Source organism: Burkholderia sp. 9777_1386 (genome assembly GCF_015712265.1).
In the GTDB taxonomy this organism is placed as follows: domain Bacteria; phylum Pseudomonadota; class Gammaproteobacteria; order Burkholderiales; family Burkholderiaceae; genus Burkholderia; species Burkholderia cenocepacia.
Genome location: NZ_JACCQB010000025.1, coordinates 66,491 through 81,887, shown reverse-complemented (window position 1 = coordinate 81,887; position 15,397 = coordinate 66,491). Strand labels below are relative to the sequence as shown.

The 15,397-nt window shown below is 68.2% G+C and carries 12 protein-coding genes; 5 read left to right on the top strand and 7 right to left on the bottom strand.

The window, feature by feature from the left end; genetic code table 11:
• Positions 1–41: 41 nt before the first annotated feature.
• From H0X91_RS19665 to H0X91_RS19655, 3 genes are read right to left on the bottom strand one after another with little or no spacing between them, the layout of a single operon-like run.
• Complete coding sequence (locus tag H0X91_RS19665; protein ID WP_058903267.1) at positions 42–1,565, bottom strand: efflux transporter outer membrane subunit; 1,524 nt, start codon at positions 1,563–1,565, stop codon at positions 42–44.
• The gene (locus H0X91_RS19660) at positions 1,562–4,735 is read right to left on the bottom strand and encodes an efflux RND transporter permease subunit (RefSeq protein WP_196433259.1); all 3,174 of its coding nucleotides are present in this window, start codon (positions 4,733–4,735) and stop codon (positions 1,562–1,564) included. Before H0X91_RS19660 ends, H0X91_RS19665 begins: the two co-directional genes overlap by 4 nt.
• Before the next feature lie 13 nt (positions 4,736–4,748).
• On the bottom strand, positions 4,749–5,945 hold the full coding sequence (locus H0X91_RS19655) for an efflux RND transporter periplasmic adaptor subunit (protein WP_034202164.1): 1,197 nt from the start codon (positions 5,943–5,945) through the stop codon (positions 4,749–4,751).
• Positions 5,946–6,024: 79 nt separating this feature from the next.
• Here H0X91_RS19655 and soxR point away from each other — a divergent pair, with 79 nt between their 5' ends.
• The gene (gene soxR, locus H0X91_RS19650; RefSeq protein ID WP_006485131.1) at positions 6,025–6,504 is read left to right on the top strand and encodes a redox-sensitive transcriptional activator SoxR; all 480 of its coding nucleotides are present in this window, start codon (positions 6,025–6,027) and stop codon (positions 6,502–6,504) included.
• A 24-nt stretch (positions 6,505–6,528) separates the two neighbouring features.
• Here soxR and H0X91_RS19645 read toward each other — a convergent pair whose 3' ends face one another.
• Positions 6,529–7,290, bottom strand: a complete 762-nt coding sequence (locus tag H0X91_RS19645) for an SDR family NAD(P)-dependent oxidoreductase (RefSeq protein ID WP_196433258.1) — start codon at positions 7,288–7,290, stop codon at positions 6,529–6,531.
• A 108-nt stretch (positions 7,291–7,398) separates the two neighbouring features.
• Between H0X91_RS19645 and H0X91_RS19640 the strand changes: the two genes are divergently transcribed.
• The gene (locus tag H0X91_RS19640) at positions 7,399–8,310 is read left to right on the top strand and encodes a LysR family transcriptional regulator (RefSeq protein WP_058903268.1); all 912 of its coding nucleotides are present in this window, start codon (positions 7,399–7,401) and stop codon (positions 8,308–8,310) included.
• A gap of 22 nt (positions 8,311–8,332) precedes the next feature.
• Here the strand turns inward: H0X91_RS19640 and H0X91_RS19635 are convergent, their stop codons facing one another.
• Entirely contained in the window at positions 8,333–8,986 is a 654-nt protein-coding gene (locus tag H0X91_RS19635) for a TetR/AcrR family transcriptional regulator (protein WP_006496890.1), read from the bottom strand.
• A 146-nt stretch (positions 8,987–9,132) separates the two neighbouring features.
• On the opposite strand from H0X91_RS19635, the gene H0X91_RS19630 reads away from it, so the two are divergent.
• Positions 9,133–10,425 (top strand): NAD(P)/FAD-dependent oxidoreductase, encoded by a 1,293-nt coding sequence (locus H0X91_RS19630; RefSeq protein WP_080322510.1) that lies wholly within the window; start codon positions 9,133–9,135, stop codon positions 10,423–10,425.
• Positions 10,426–10,469: 44 nt separating this feature from the next.
• On the top strand, positions 10,470–10,859 hold the full coding sequence (locus H0X91_RS19625; protein WP_058903269.1) for a DUF3331 domain-containing protein: 390 nt from the start codon (positions 10,470–10,472) through the stop codon (positions 10,857–10,859).
• Between the two features lie 3 nt (positions 10,860–10,862).
• Here H0X91_RS19625 and H0X91_RS19620 read toward each other — a convergent pair whose 3' ends face one another.
• Both H0X91_RS19620 and ggt read right to left on the bottom strand, forming a co-directional pair.
• Positions 10,863–12,191: a dicarboxylate/amino acid:cation symporter gene (locus H0X91_RS19620; protein ID WP_196433257.1), complete on the bottom strand. Its 1,329-nt coding sequence runs from the start codon at positions 12,189–12,191 to the stop codon at positions 10,863–10,865.
• A 180-nt stretch (positions 12,192–12,371) separates the two neighbouring features.
• A complete protein-coding gene (gene ggt / locus H0X91_RS19615; RefSeq protein WP_062910385.1) occupies positions 12,372–14,123 on the bottom strand; it encodes a gamma-glutamyltransferase in 1,752 nt (583 codons plus the stop codon).
• Positions 14,124–14,497: 374 nt separating this feature from the next.
• On the opposite strand from ggt, the gene H0X91_RS19610 reads away from it, so the two are divergent.
• On the top strand, positions 14,498–15,376 hold the full coding sequence (locus tag H0X91_RS19610; RefSeq protein WP_006484428.1) for a MurR/RpiR family transcriptional regulator: 879 nt from the start codon (positions 14,498–14,500) through the stop codon (positions 15,374–15,376).
• Positions 15,377–15,397 lie beyond the last annotated feature (21 nt).

Genomic DNA, 15,397 nt, shown 5'->3' with positions numbered 1-15,397 from the left:
CGCGGCAGGCTGCATCGCATCGGCCTGCCGCGCCGCCGGCGCTACTGCCCCGACCGCGCGAGCGGACCGGGCGCGCCCTGCCCCGTGCCCGACGGCCAGCCGCCCGCGAGCGCCTTGTACAGCGCGACCGTCGATGCCGCGCTGCGCATCCGCCCGTCGGCCGCGGCGTCCTGCGCCTGCAGCAGCGTCCGCTGCGCGTCCAGCACTTCGTAGTAGTCGATCGCGCCGGCCGAGAACCGAGCCTGCGCGAGCTGCGCGGCGCGCGCGCTGTCGTCGGCCGCGCGCACGAGGTGCGCGGTCTCGTCGCGCGTGCGGGCGACACGCAGCAGCGCGTTCTCGGTTTCCTCCAGCGCGCCGAGCACGGTCTGCCGGTACTGCGCAAGCTGGCCGGCCGCTTCCGCGTCGCTCGCGGCGATCCGTGCGCGCACGCGGCCGACGTCGAGAAACGACCAGTCGATGCCGAGCGCGATCAGGTTCGTGTCGCTGCCCGCGCGAAAGAACCCGTAGCTGCTCGTCGCGCTGCCGAGCAGCCCCGACAGCGTGAAGCGCGGGAACAGGTCGGCGGTCGCGACGCCGACGCGCGCGGTCGCCGCATGCAGCCGCGCCTCGGCGGCCGCGACATCGGGCCGGCGGCGCAGCAGGTCGCCCGGCGTGCCGGGATCGATGTCGGCCGCGAGCGCCGGCAGCAGCACCGGCGTGCCGGTCGACGCGGCCGTCCCCGGCAGGTCGAACCGGCCGATCAGCGCGTCCGGCGTCTGCCCGGTCAGCACCGCGAGCCGATGCTCGTCGACGCCGATCGCGGCTTCGTACACGGCGATCCGCGAGGTCGTCGATTCGTACTGCGCACGCGCGCGCGCCGCATCCAGTTCGGAGCCGCGTCCCGCGCCGACGCGCGCATTGATCAGCGCGAGCGTCTGCTTCTGGTTGTCGGCATTCTCGCGGGCGATCCGCAAGCGCTCCTGCGAGCCGCGCAGATCGACGTACGTGCTCGCGACCTCGCCCGCGATCGCGACGCGCACCGCGCGCACGTCGGCCGCGCTGGCCGCCGTTTCCGCGCGCTGCGACTCGATCGAGCGGCGCACCCGGCCGAACAGGTCGAGTTCCCACGCGGCATTGATGCCGACGCTCGACGTCGGCGCATCGCGCTGGCTGCGCGGCGCACCGAACGCCTGGTCCTTGCTCATCAACCGATGGCCGATCTGGCCGCTCGCGGTAATCGTCGGATAGCGGTCGAACGTGGCCTGCGACAGCAGCGCATTCGATGCGTCGTAGCGCGATACGGCGACCTGCAGGTCCTGATTCGCGGCGAGCGCGGCATCGATCAACTGCGTCAGCGTCGGATCGCCGAACCCGCGCCAGAACGTGGCATCGGCGGCAGCCGACGCGTCGGGCGGCGTCTCGGGCGCCGTATCGGCCGGCGCCGCATCGTGCTGCGTCGCCGGGTGGGCGTCGCGCGCGAACCGCGCGGCGGTGGCGGTGTCGGGCCGTTTGAAATCGGGGCCCACCGCGCATGCGGCGAGCGTCACCGACATCGCGAGCGCGGAAAGACGGAACGCGGCGCTCATCGGTTTTCTCCTTCGAGGGTGCCGTGCTGTTCGCTCCAGACGGCCGGCGTGCCGCCCGCGAGCTTGCGGATCGCCACATAGAACACGGGCGTCAGGAACAGCCCGAACAGCGTGACGCCCAGCATCCCGGCGAACACGGTGATGCCGGTGGCCGCCCGCACCTCGCTGCCCGCGCCGCTGCCGATCAGCAGCGGCACCGAGCCCGCGATGAACGCGACCGACGTCATCACGATCGGACGCAGCCGCAGCTTGCACGCCTCGAGCGCGGCTTCGACCACGCCCTTGCCCTGGATCTCGAGTTCGCGCGCGAATTCGACGATCAGGATCGCGTTCTTGCACGCAAGCCCCATCAGCACGACCAGGCCGACCTGCACGAACACGTTGTTGTCGCCGCCGGACAGCCACACGCCGAACAGCGCCGCGCACATGCACACGGGCACGATCAGGATCACCGCGAGCGGCAGCGTCCAGCTCTCGTACAACGACGCAAGCACCAGGAACACCAGCATCACCGCGAGCGGGAACACGACGATCGCCGCGTTGCTCTGCGTGACCTGCTGATAGCTGAGGTCGGTCCATTCGAGCGTGATGCCCGGCGGCAGCACCTCCTTCGCGATCTGCTGCAGCTTCGCGATCGCCTGCGACGACGACATCATCTTCGGATCGGCGTCGCCGATCAGGTCGGCGGCCGGATAGCCGTTGTAGCGGACCACCGGGTCGGGGCCGTACGCGGGCCCGACCGTCACCATCGAGCCGATCGGCACCATCTCGCCCTTCGCGTTGCGCGTGCGCAGGTTCGCGATGTCGGCGGCCGTCTGCCGGTGGCCGGCGTCCGCCTGCGCCATCACGCGATACACGCGGCCGAACACGTTGAAGTCGTTCACGTACATCGAGCCGAGATACACCTGCAACGTATTGAACAGATCGGTCAGCGCGACGCCCTGCGCCTTCGCCTTCAGCCGGTCGACCTTCACCTCGAGCTGCGGAATGTTCGCCTGGTACGAGCTGACGGGATAGCTCATCCCCGGCGTCTTCGCGACCGCGGCCTGGAACGCGCCGAGCGCCTTCTGCAATTCGCCGTAGCCGAGCCCGCCGCGATCCTCCAGGTACAGCGAGTAGCCGGAGCCGTTGCCGAGGCCCTGGATCGGCGGCGGCATCAGCGCATAGGTGATGCCGCCGTCGATCGCCGCGAAGCGTGCGTTCAGGTCCGCATTGATCTGCGCGGCGCTGCGGTGACGCTGGTCGAACGGCTTCAGGATCACGTACGAGTTCGTGATGTTCGGCGTGTTCACGCCCTGCAGCGCGTTCAGCCCCGCGAACGCCGGCACCATCTCGACGCCGTCAGTGCCGAGCGCGATCTTCGTCATCTGCTCGGTCACCGCGCTGGTGCGCGCGAGCGATGCGCCTTCCGGCAGCTTCGCGCCCGCGAACAGGTACAGCTTGTCCTGCACCGGGATGAAGCCGCCCGGCACCGCGTTGAACAGCAGCGCGGTGGCCGCGAGGAGCGCCGCATAGACGGCGAACACCACGCCGCGCCGCTTCAGCGTGCGCCCGACGACGCCGTGGTAGCGGTTGGAACTGCGCTCGAAGAAGCGGTTGAACGGATGAAACAGCCAGCCGAATGCGCGATCGAGCCCGCGCGTCAACGCATCCTTCGGCGCGCCGTGCGGACGCAGCAGCTTCGCCGCGAGCGCGGGCGACAGCGTCAGCGAGTTGATCGCGGAGATCACCGTCGAGATCGCGATCGTCACCGCGAACTGCTTGTAGAACTGGCCGGTGACGCCCGACATGAATGCCATCGGCACGAACACCGCGCACAGCACGAGCGCGATCGCGACGATCGGCCCCGACACCTCGCGCATCGCCTGGTGCGCGGCATCGCGCGGGCTCAACCCCTGCGCGATGTTGCGCTCGACGTTCTCGACGACCACGATCGCATCGTCGACGACGATGCCGATCGCGAGCACGAGCCCGAACAGCGTGAGCGTATTGATCGAATAGCCGAGCAGGTAGAGCCACGCGAACGTGCCGACCACCGACACCGGCACCGCGACGAGCGGAATGATCGACGCGCGCCAGGTCTGCAGGAACAGGATCACGACGAGCACGACCAGCACCACGGCCTCGATCAGCGTGTGCTGCACCGCGCGGATCGATTCGCGCACGAACACCGTCGGGTCCCACACGGGGCGGTACGCGACGCCGGGCGGGAAGCTCTTCGACAGCTCGTCGAGCTTCGCGTACACGGCCTTCGCGACGTCCAGCGCATTCGCGCCCGGCGACAGGAAGATGCCGACCACGGCCGAATGCTTGTCGTTGAAATACGAGCGCAGCGTGTAGTCGCCCGCGCCGAGCTCGATGCGCGCGACGTCGGACAGTTTCACCACCTGGCCGTCGTCGCCGTTGCGCAGCACGATGTCGCCGAATTCCTGCACCGTGCGCAGGCGGCCGCGCACGTTGATCGACACGAGGAAGTCGTTTTTCTTCGGCGACGGCTCCGCGCCGAGCTGGCCGGCCGACACCTGCACGTTCTGCTCGCGCACGGCCGCGATCACGTCGCTCGCGGTCAACCCGCGCGACGCGAGCCGGTTCGGGTCGAGCCACAGCCGCATCGCGTAGTCGCCGGAGCCGTACACGCCGACGTCGCCGATGCCGGTGAGCCGCGACAGTTCGTCCTTCACGTGCAGCGTCAGGTAGTTGCGCAGGTACAGCGAATCGCGGCTGTTGTCCGGCGAATAGAGGCTCACGTACATCAGCGGCGTGGGCGACTGCTTCTGCGTGGTCACGCCGTACTGCCGCACCTCGTCGGGCAGGCGCGACAGCGCCTGGCTCACGCGGTTCTGCACGCGCACGGCGGCCGTGTCGGGATCGACGCCCTGCAGGAACGTGACGACGACCTGCAGGCTGCCGTCCGACCCGGCGACCGACTTCATGTACATGATGCCTTCGACGCCGTTGATCGCCTCTTCCAGCGGTTCGGCGACCGACTCGGCGATTTCCTTCGGGTTCGCGCCGGGGTACGTGGCACGCACGACGACGCTCGGCGGCACGACTTCCGGATATTCGCCGGCCGGCAGCATCGGAATCGAGATCAGGCCGAGCGCGAAGATGACGATCGACAGCACGACCGCGAAGATCGGCCGGTCGATGAAGAAACGGGAGAAATCCATCGTCTCGCTCCCGTCATTGCGCGGCAGGCGCGCCGGCATCGGCGAGCGCCTGCGTGGCGCTGCCCGCGTCGGCGCGCGCGGGCAGCGCCTTCGGCTTGACCTGCGCGCCCGGATAGTAGATGCGCTGCACGCCGTCGACCACCACTCGGTCGCCCGACTGCAGCCCCTTCTCGACGATCCGCTCGCCGTCGAGCTCGCGGCCGATCGTCACGTCACGGCGCAACGCCTTGTCGCCGGGGCCGATCACGTAGACGTACTTGCGGTCCTGGTCGGTCAGCACGGCCTTGTCGTCGACCAGCAATGCATCCTGGTCGCGGCCGCTGACGAGCTGCACGCGCGCATACAGGCCCGGCGTAAACGTATGGTCCGCATTCGGCAGCCGCACGCGGGCGCGGATCGTGCCGGTTTGCGGATCGAGCCGGTTGTCGAGGAAATCGACGGTGCCCGCATGCGGAAAGCCCGTTTCGTTCGCGAGGCCGACGCGCACCGGATCGGCGCCGATCGCGCGATGCTTCGGATCGGCGCGCCGCGCGTTGTAGCGCAGGTAGCTCTGCTCGTCGCAATCGAAATACACGTAGACGGGGTCCTGCGACACGACGGTCGTCAGCAGCGTGTCGTCCGCGCGTGCGAGGTTGCCGACGGTCGCGACCGCGCGGCCGACACGGCCCGCGATCGGCGCGCGCACTTCGGTGAAGCCGAGATTGAGCTTCGCGTCGGCCACGGCCGCATCGGCCGCCTGCAGATCGGCGCGCGCCTGCTCGGCGGCGGCGCGCGCGTTGTCGAGTTCTTCCTGCGACGTCGCATGCGCATCGATCAGCGTCTGCACGCGCTTGAGCTGCACGTTCGCGAGGCTCGCGGCCGCACGCGCGCGCTGCTGCTGCGCATTCGCGCGGTCGAGCGCGATCCGGTACGGCCGCGGATCGATCTCGAACAGCAGCGCGCCCTGCGCGACCACATCGCCCTCCTTGTACGCGACACGCTGCAGATAGCCGCTGACGCGCGGCCGCAGTTCGACCGCGTCGACCGCTTCGACGCGCCCGTTGAATTCGTCCGCGAGGCGGATGGTGCGTGGCGCAACGGTGGCGACGCCGACTTCGGGAAGGGGATGAGCCGACGATGTGCCTTTGCCGTCGTGACAGCCCGACAACGCCAGCAACAGGGCGCAAGCCGCGCCCAAAGGCGACGTCCTGCGTAGGGAAAAGGAGAGCATGATGCCTCGCGACGGGTTAAACTGCCGCGTAGCATAAAAGTTGAAGTTAACTTCAAGTCAAGCTTTCCCGGAGGGCGTCATGGGTATCCAGGAAACCCCGCAATGGCCGCTGATGTCGATCCGCGAAGTGGCCGCGCGCAGCGGCGTGCCGGCGTCGACGCTGCGTTTCTACGAGACGCGCGGGTTGATCAAGTCGCACCGCAACGGCTCGAGCCATCGCCACTATTCGCGCGCGGTGCTGCGGCTGATCGCGTTCATCGTGTTCGCGCAGAAGATCGGCTATTCGCTCGACGAAATCGCCGAGCAGCTCGTCAGCCTGCCCGAGGACACCGCGCCGAGCAACAAGGACTGGCAGCGGCTGTCGCGCGGCTGGAAGCAGCGCGTCGCGAGCCGGATCGAGGAGCTGCAGCGACTCTATATCAACCTCGACGAATGCATCGGCTGCGGCTGCCTGTCGCTGAAACGCTGCAAGCTGACCAACCCGGAAGACCGCGCGGGCCGCAACGGGCCCGGCGCGCGGCGCTGGCTCGGCGACAAGCCGCCGACCGATTGCGAATGACGCGCCGGCCGGGCACGCGCTGCATCACCCGACGCGCCAGCCGCCGTTCACCGCGATCGTCGCGCCCGTGACGAACGACGCGCGCGGCCCGGCGAGCCACGCGACCGCGTCCGCGATGTCGTCCGGCTGCCCCGCGCGGCCGACCGGCGTCTGCTCGCGGATCGTCGCCGCGATGGCCGGCGCGACCCCGCCGTCGCCGAAGAAACGCGTATCCGCGATATAGCCGGGCGCGACCGTATTGACCGTCGCGCCGCGCGGCCCGAGTTCGCGTGCCAGTGCGACGGTGAAGCCTTCGACGCCGGCCTTCGCGGCCGCATACGCAAGGCCGCCCGGCAACAGGCTGCCGGCGCGCGCCGCGATCGAGCCAATGTTGACGATGCGCGCCGCATGCTCGGCCAGGTGCGGCAGCACGGCCATCGTCGTCAGGAACAGGCTTTTCAGGTTCGCGTCGAGCACCGCGTCCCAGACGGACTCGGCCTCGGCCGCTTCGGTATCCGCGCCGACGCGCCCGGTCAGCCCCGCGTTGTTGACCAGCACGTCGATGCGCGGCCAGCGCGCGACGATCGCAGCGACCGCCGCTTCCGCTTCGCACCGCACGCCGAGGTCGCCGGCCTGCCCGATCGCCGCGCCGCCGAGACGCGCGACGGCCGCCGCCAGCCGCGCCCCGTCGCGCCCGACGATCGCGACGCGATACCCGTCCTGCACCAGCCGGTGCGCGATCGCGAAGCCGATCCCGCTCGACCCGCCCGTGACGATCGCCGTTCGCTGCTGTTCATTGCCCGTCATGACCTGCCCTCCCGAATCTCGATGGTGAATGACAACCCCATTCTCGGTAACGCAGGGTGATAGGTAAAATACGAATTCGATGATCTACTGATACATGGAAGGTATCGCATGATCGATCTGCGCCAATTCCGGCAATTCATCGCGGTCGCCGAAACGCTCAGTTTCCGGCGCGCGGCCGAGCGGCTGCACATGGCCCAGCCGCCGCTCAGCGCGGCGATCCGCAAGCTCGAGGACGAAGTGGGCGTCGCGTTGCTCGAACGCGACAACCGCGGCTCGCGGCTCACGCCGGCCGGCGAAGCCTTCCTGCTCGAAGCGCGGCGCACGCTCGAACAGGCCGAGCGCGCGGTGGCCGTGGCGCGCCGCGCGGGCGCCGGCCTCGGCGGCACGCTGCGGCTGCGCTTCGTCGACAGCACCGTCAACGCGCTGTTGCCGCTGATCCTGCGGGCATTCCAGGAACGGCATCCAAACGTCGATTTCCAGCTCGAGGAAGGCACGACCGCCGAGCAGGTGCTCGCGCTGCGTCAGGACCGCACCGACGCCGGCCTCGTCGTGCTGCCGGTGGCCGATGCCGGCGACGTGCACGTCGAACCGCTGCTGCGCGACCGAATGGTCGCCGCGCTGCCCGACGGCCACCGGCTCGCGCGCCGCCGCCGCATCGCGCTGGCCGAGCTGGCGGACGAACCGTGGGTCATGTTCGCCGCGCACCACGGGCCCGGCATGCATGCGCTGATCGTGACGGCGTGCGCGCAGGCGGGCTTCGCGCCGCGGGTGGTCCAGCAGCCGCGCCAGATGCAGACGACGGCCGGGCTCGTCGCGGGCGGCATCGGCGTCGCGCTGATGCCGCGCCTGTTCGTGCCGATGCAGCCGCAAGGCATTACGTTCTGCGAACTGAAGGATGCGGGCAGCCCGCTCGCATACGAACTGGCGCTCGCGTACCGCACGCCGTCGCCGCTCGTCGACGCGCTGCGCGAGAGCGCGCGCAACGCGGTGCGCGAACTCGGGCTGGTCGCCGCGACGTGACCGCGCGCGTCGCGCGCGGCGCTCAGTCGCCGATGAGGTTGAACGCGACGCCGAGCACGGCCTGCCGGAACGCCTCCGGCCGCGTCGGCAACGACGTGAACTCCAGCATCATGTGGCTGTACGACACCGTCGTGCCGATCGCGCTCGCGATCATGAAGAACAGCACGTTCGGATCGACCGGACGGATCGTGCCGGCCTCGACCGCGTCCGCCAGCAGCGGAAACATCGCGTCGTGATACGGGCGCACGATCCGCTCCTGCAGCCGGTCGAGCCGCCCGCCCTCCTCGGTCGCCGCGGTCGAGAAGAACATGCCGATATCCGGCTCCGCGAATTCGTGATCGACGCACAGCTCGAGCGCGCGCCGCACGCGGTCGCGATGCGGCAGCGGCGACGTGCGCAACGCACGCAGCGCGTCGAACATCGGTTCGGCCAGTTCGACGATCTGCTCGACGACGGCCAGCCACAACGTTTCCTTCGTACCGAAGTGATGGGCGATCAACGCCGCATCGATGCCCAGCTCGCGCGCGACTTCGCGCACGCTCGTCGCGTCGTAGCCGCGCTTCGCGAACGTGCGGCGCGCGGCCCGCAATATCACGTCCGGGCCGACGGACGCATCCGCCAGCGGCCGTCCGCGCGTACGCCGCTTCGACGGTGCGCGCTCAGTGACTTCTGCCACGTTTTTCCTGCTCCTTGAACGATTCGAATGCCCGTGCTCGGTCCCCGGTTTCACGTACCGGAAGCGGGCGGCCTGCCCCGCTCCGTTGACACGCGGAGCCGGGAAGCGCTAGGATCATACCTTATTCATCACGTGATGATTTATCCATGACAACCCCTACACGCATCGTCATCGTCGGCGGCGGGATCGCCGGGCTGCAGCTCGCGACCCGCCTGGGCGAGCGTCTCGGCCGCTCCGGGCGGGCGCAGATCACGGTCGTCGATCGCAGTCCGACGCACATCTGGAAGCCGATGCTGCACACGATCGCGGCCGGCACGCGCGACGTCCAGCAGCAGCAGGTGATCTTCCTCGCCCATGCCCGCGACCACGGCTACACGTACCAGCCCGGCGAACTGAAGGGGCTCGATCGCGCACGCCGCCGCGTGCAGCTCGGCGAGATCCGCTCGCAGGACGGCGGCGTCGTGATCGACGCACGCGAACTCGAATACGACGTGCTGATCCTCGCGCTCGGCAGCCAGGCCAACGATTTCGGCGTGCCCGGCGTGCGCGAGCACTGCTACTTCATCGACAGCCAGCAGCAGGCCGAGACCTTCAACGAAGCGTTGCGGATGCGCGTGTTCCGCAGCATCGCGCGCGACGAGCCGTTTCGCGTCGCGATCGTCGGCGCGGGGGCGACGGGCGTGGAACTCGCGGCGGAGTTGAGCCGCTTGCTGGAGGTCGCGCAGGCCTATGGCGACGACACGGTGCGCGATCGATTGCAACTCACGCTGCTCGAAAGCGGCCCGCGCATCCTCAACGCGTTTCCGCCGAGGATTTCCGCGTCGGCCCAGCGGCGGCTCGAGCAGATCGGTTTTCGCGTACTCACGTCGACGCGCGTCACGTCGGCCGACGCGAACGGTTTCCACTACGGCGACGGTTCGTTCGCCGAAGCGGACCTGATGGTGTGGGCGGCCGGCGTGAAGGCGCCCGATTTCATGCAGGCGCTGGGCGGACTCGACACGAACCGCGCGAACCAGATCGTCGTCGGCCCCACGCTGCAGGCGACCGGCGACGAGCGCGTGTTCGCGATCGGCGATTGCGGCAGCCTGCTGCCCGACGGCCACGAACGGCCGCTGCCGCCGACCGCGCAGGTCGCGACGCAGCAGGCCGAGCATCTCGCGAAGCATCTGCCCGCGTGGCTCGACGGCACGCCGATTCCGCCGTTCGCGTTCCACGATTTCGGCGCGCTGGTGTCGATCAGCGACTACGACGCGTTCGGCACGCTCGGGCAGTTCGGATTCTTCCGCGGCGGCTTCATCCAGGGCCGCTTCGCGCAGTTCAGCCACCTGATGCTCTACCGGCGGCACCAGCAGGCGCTGCACGGTTTCTCCAAGGCGACCCTGCTGTGGATCGCCGAACGGATCAACGGCTGGGTGCAGCCGCGCATCCGCCTGTCGTGACGCCGCGTGTCGCGGCACCGCGCAACGTTTCGAGGAACAGAGACATGAACAATCGTGTAGCGCCCTGGCTCATGACCGTCGCCGCAATCGGCAGCTTCGACATGCCGTCCGTTTCGTGGAGCGGGCCGCGACGGCGCAGCGTCACGCGTGACCGGCTGCCGTCGTGGGACGCGACGAGCAAGCCGACCATCAGCGTGCTCGAACGGCCCACGGCCGACACCGTGATGATTTCGTGGTGCGATGCATGCACCGGGCATTACGGCTACCAGAAGTGGCGCCTGTTCACGACGCGCAAGCGCGGCGTGTGCGCGCTGTCGGGGCGCGCGATCGAGATCGGCGACAGCGTCTACGCGCCGCAACTGCTCGGCTCGACGCCGGGCAACGCCGCCGCGATGGTGCTCGCGGCGTGCATCGACGAAGCGCTCGCGGCCTGACCGTCAGGTCGACGTGGCCTGACCGGCGCCATAGGCCGGGTCGCCGTTCTGCCGTTCGAGTTCGGCATCGAGATGCGCGGCATGCGCGTGCGCTTCCGACTCCGACATCAGCTCGCCTTCCCACTTCGCGACCACCGCGCTGGCGATCGAGTTGCCCACCGCATTGGTGGCCGAGCGGCCCATGTCGAGGAACGTGTCGACACCGAGAATCAGCAGCAGCCCGGCTTCCGGGATGTTGAACTGGTGCAGCGTCGCCGCGATCACGACGAGCGACGCGCGCGGCACGCCGGCCATCCCCTTCGACGTCATCATCAGGATCAGCAGCATCGTGACCTGCGTGCCGAGCGACAGGTGGATGTCGTACGCCTGCGCGATGAACAGCGTCGCGAACGTGCAGTACATCATCGAGCCGTCGAGGTTGAACGAATAGCCCATCGGCATCACGAAGCTCGAGATCTTGCGGCGCACGCCGAACCGGTCGAGCGCGTCGAGGACCTTCGGATACGCGGCTTCCGAGCTCGCGGTCGCGAACGACAGCATGAACGCTTCCTTGATCAGCACGAGCAGCTTGAACACGCGGCGACCGAGGAACAGCAGCCCGGCCGCGACGAGCGCGGCCCACAGCAGCACGAGGCTCGCGTAGAAGTCGCCCATGAACACCGCGAACTTCAGCAGGATCGACAACCCGTTGATCGCGACGGTCGACGCCATCGCGGCCATCACCGCGAGCGGCGCGAGCTTCATCACGTAGCCGGTGATCTTCAGCATCACGTGCGCGAGCTGGTCGATCGCGGCGACCAGGATCTTGCCGCGCTCGCCGAGTGCGGCGAGCGCGACGCCGAAGAACATCGAGAACACGACGATCTGCAGGATCTCGTTGTTCGCCATCGCCTCGGCGATCGACTTCGGCACCATGTGGCCGACGAAATCCTTCAGCGTGAACTTGGACGTCGCGAGATGCGCGGACGCGCCGATGTCCGGCAGCGGCAGCCCGAGGTTCTCGCCGGGCCGCAGCAGGTTCGCCATCAGCAGCCCCAGCAGCAACGAGATCAGCGACGCGGTGACGAACCAGCCGAGCGCCTTCACGAACACGCGCCCGACCGACGACGCATCGCCCATGTGCGCGATGCCGACGACGAGCGTCGAGAACACCAGCGGGCCGATCACCATCTTGATCAGCCGCAGGAACACGTCGGACACGAGCGAGATGTAGCCGGCGATTTCCGCGGCCGATTGCTTGTCGGGAAGCTGCGTAAAGATCAGGTAGCCGACCAGGATGCCGGCTGCCATCGCGAGCAGGATCCACCCTGCTGCAGACATTCGTTTGTTCATGACGGGATTCGCCGCATGGCGATGGAGTTGACGGAAGAAAGCTGCGCGCGCCGTGCCTCGGTGCGCACCGGGCGCGCCGCTGCGGCTGCCGGATGCCCGCTGACGGACACGCTTGCCGCCGCACCGGCATTCGCGGCAACGCGAACGCCGGCGGCAGCGATTCAACTTGAAGCGATCGCGTCAGTAGCCGATCGCCGAGCCGGCCGGACGGCGCGGGTCGTTGTAGCCGTAGATGAAGCCGACCCGCACGTTGCCGGACACCGACGAATCGTTCCCGGAACTCTGGCGGCTCGCCGCTTCGGTGCCCGGCAGGCCGACCATGATCAGCTCGGCGGCGCCCCACGGCGTCTGCTCGACCATCTTGTAGCCCATGTTGCCCAGGATCGCGAGCGTGTCCGGCGACAGGCCGTAGGTTTCGTAATAGACCGCGTCGGGCAGCCACTGGTGATGGATGCGCGGCGCGGCGACCGCGTCCTGCGGCGTCATCCCGTAGTCGATCACGTTCAGCACGGTCTGCAGCGTGATCGTGATGATGCGCGAGCCGCCGGGCGAACCGACCACCATGAACACCTTGCCGTCCTTCTTCACGATGGTCGGCGCCATCGACGACAGCGGACGCTTGCCCGGCGCGATCGAGTTGCGCGTGCCCTGCACGAGGCCGAACAGGTTCTGCGCGCCGACTTTCACGGTGAAGTCGTCCATCTCGTCGTTCAGGAAGAAGCCCGTGCCCGGCGCGATGACCACGGCGCCGAAGCGGCCGTTGACCGTGTAGGTCGTCGACACCGCATTGCCGTCGTGGTCGACGATCGAGTAATGCGTCGTTTCCGGCTTCTCGTGCACGCCGACACCGGGCTGCACGTCGACCGACGGCGTCGCCGTATCGGCATGGATGCTCTTGCGGATCTGCGCCGCGTACTCCTTGCTCGTCAGCTTCGCGATCGGGTTGTCGATGAAGTCCGGATCGCCGAGCAGCGTGTTGCGATCTTCGTACGCATGGCGCATCGCCTCGGTCATGTAGTGCACCGCCGCGGCCGAGTGGTAGCCGAGCTTGCGCAGGTCATATCCTTCGAGGATGTTCAGCGTCTCGCACATCGTCACGCCGCCCGAGCTCGGCGGCGGCGCCGACACGAACTCGTAGCCGCGATACGTGCATGTCAGCGGCGCCATGTCCTGCGCGCGATAGGACGCGAAATCGGCCGCCGTGATCACGCCGCCGCCGCGCTTGGCCGCCGCTTCCACGATCTTCGGGATCTCGCCGTGATAGAACGCGTCGGGCCCCTGCTCCGCGATGCGCTCGAGCGTGCGCGCCAGATCCTTCTGCACCAGGCGATCGCCCGGCTGCAGCGCCGTGCCGTCCGGGCGCAGGAAGATGCGCGCGGCTTCCGGATCCTTCCTGAAGCGCTCGACCGTCGTGTCGAGGATATCGGTATCGCCGCGCGTCAGCACGAAGCCGTCGCGCGCGAGCCGGATCGCCGGCGCCATCACCTGCCGGCGCGTCAGCTTCCCGTATTTGCGCTGCGCGAGATCGAGGCCGGCCACCGTGCCCGGCACGCCGACCGCACGGTAGCCGTACAGGCTCTGGTCCGGAATCACGTTGCCCGCCGCATCGAGATACATGTTCGCGGACGCCGCGGCCGGCGCGGTCTCGCGGAAATTGATGAAGCGGTCGCGACCGTCGGCCAGGTGGATCGTCATGAAGCCGCCGCCGCCGATGTTGCCGCAGCACGAGTTGGTCACGGCCTGCGCATAGCCGACGGCCACTGCCGCGTCCACCGCATTGCCGCCTGCCTTCAGGATGTCGACGCCGATCTGCGACGCGAAGTGCTGCGACGACACGACCATGCCGTTCTTCGCTTCGACCGCCGGGTCCGACGCGGCGAACGCGCACACGCTCATCGCCGACAACAGGGTGAGTACTACGAGCCGCCTCATGACGGAATCCTCCAGACGAATAAACCGGGCCATGCCGGGATGCGTCGACCGCGCAATTGGTTGGTCGACGCTGCCGATTCGACATGTAATAAACAATACATTTCAATGAGGCCGCGATCATATCATTCGCTTTTTTGTACCAAAACCTAGGGTAACCACTGAATTTAAAGCGAAACATCCGAGATACATCGGGTGATGTATGTTTGATTTATTACATATATGAACATATCGTCTGGGCAGGTGATGCGTCCCTATAATTTGAAACCGCACGCGGCCTGCCGCCCCTCGATCGGCTAACATGCGTGCAGTTGCCGGCAGACGCCCGTCTGCCGTTTCATTGGGTCATTCAATTCAGATAGAGAGCCGGAGTGCCGATGGGGACGAGCATCAGGGCGTTGCTGTTATCCCAAATGGATAGCTTCACGCCGTCGGAACAGAAGGTCGCGCAGGCGTTGCTGGATCGCTATCCCAGTCTGGGGCTGGGCCCCATCGCGCAGGTTGCGAAGCAGGCGGAAGTCAGCGACCCGACCGTGTTCCGCTTCGTCGTCCGGATCGGTTTTCCGAACTACTCGTCGTTCCAGCAGGCGCTGCACGACGAGATCGACACCGCGATGAATTCGCCGCTCGCGCGGATGGATGCGTTCCACTCGGAAACGGGCATGCGCGACAGTCACGCGGCGATTTTCCAGCGGCTGTCCGAATCGCTCGCGACGACGATCGACGGGCTCGACGCGGCCGCGTTCGACGCAGCCGTGGCGGTGCTGGCCGATCCGGACGTGCGCGTCTTCTGCGGCGGCGGGCGCTATACGGCGCCGCTTGCGTCGCTGTTCTCGTTCACGCTGGCCTATGCGCGGCCGCACGTGCAGTACGTCGAGCCGAACGTGAATCTCGCGTCCGTCGCGCTGGCCGACATGGGGCGCAACGACGTACTCGTGATCTTCGATTTTCGCCGTTACCAGAAGGACAGCATCCGCTTCGCGCAGGCCGCGCACCAACTCGGCGCGCGAATCCTGCTGATCACCGACGAATGGCGCTCGCCGATCGGCGAGTTCGCGGAGATCGTGCTGCGCATCCAGGGCCGCCCTTTCGCGATGCTGCAGACCAACGTGCCGGCGCTGGCGCTCGCCGAAGCGCTGGTGATCGGTGTGACGAACCGGCTGCCGGAACTGGCGCGGCAGCGGATGGAGAAGATCGAGCAGCTCAATGCGGGCGGGATCGAGTGGGATGTGAGCCGGCGGGATTTGCCGGAGTGATGACGCGTCACCCTCCGCCGG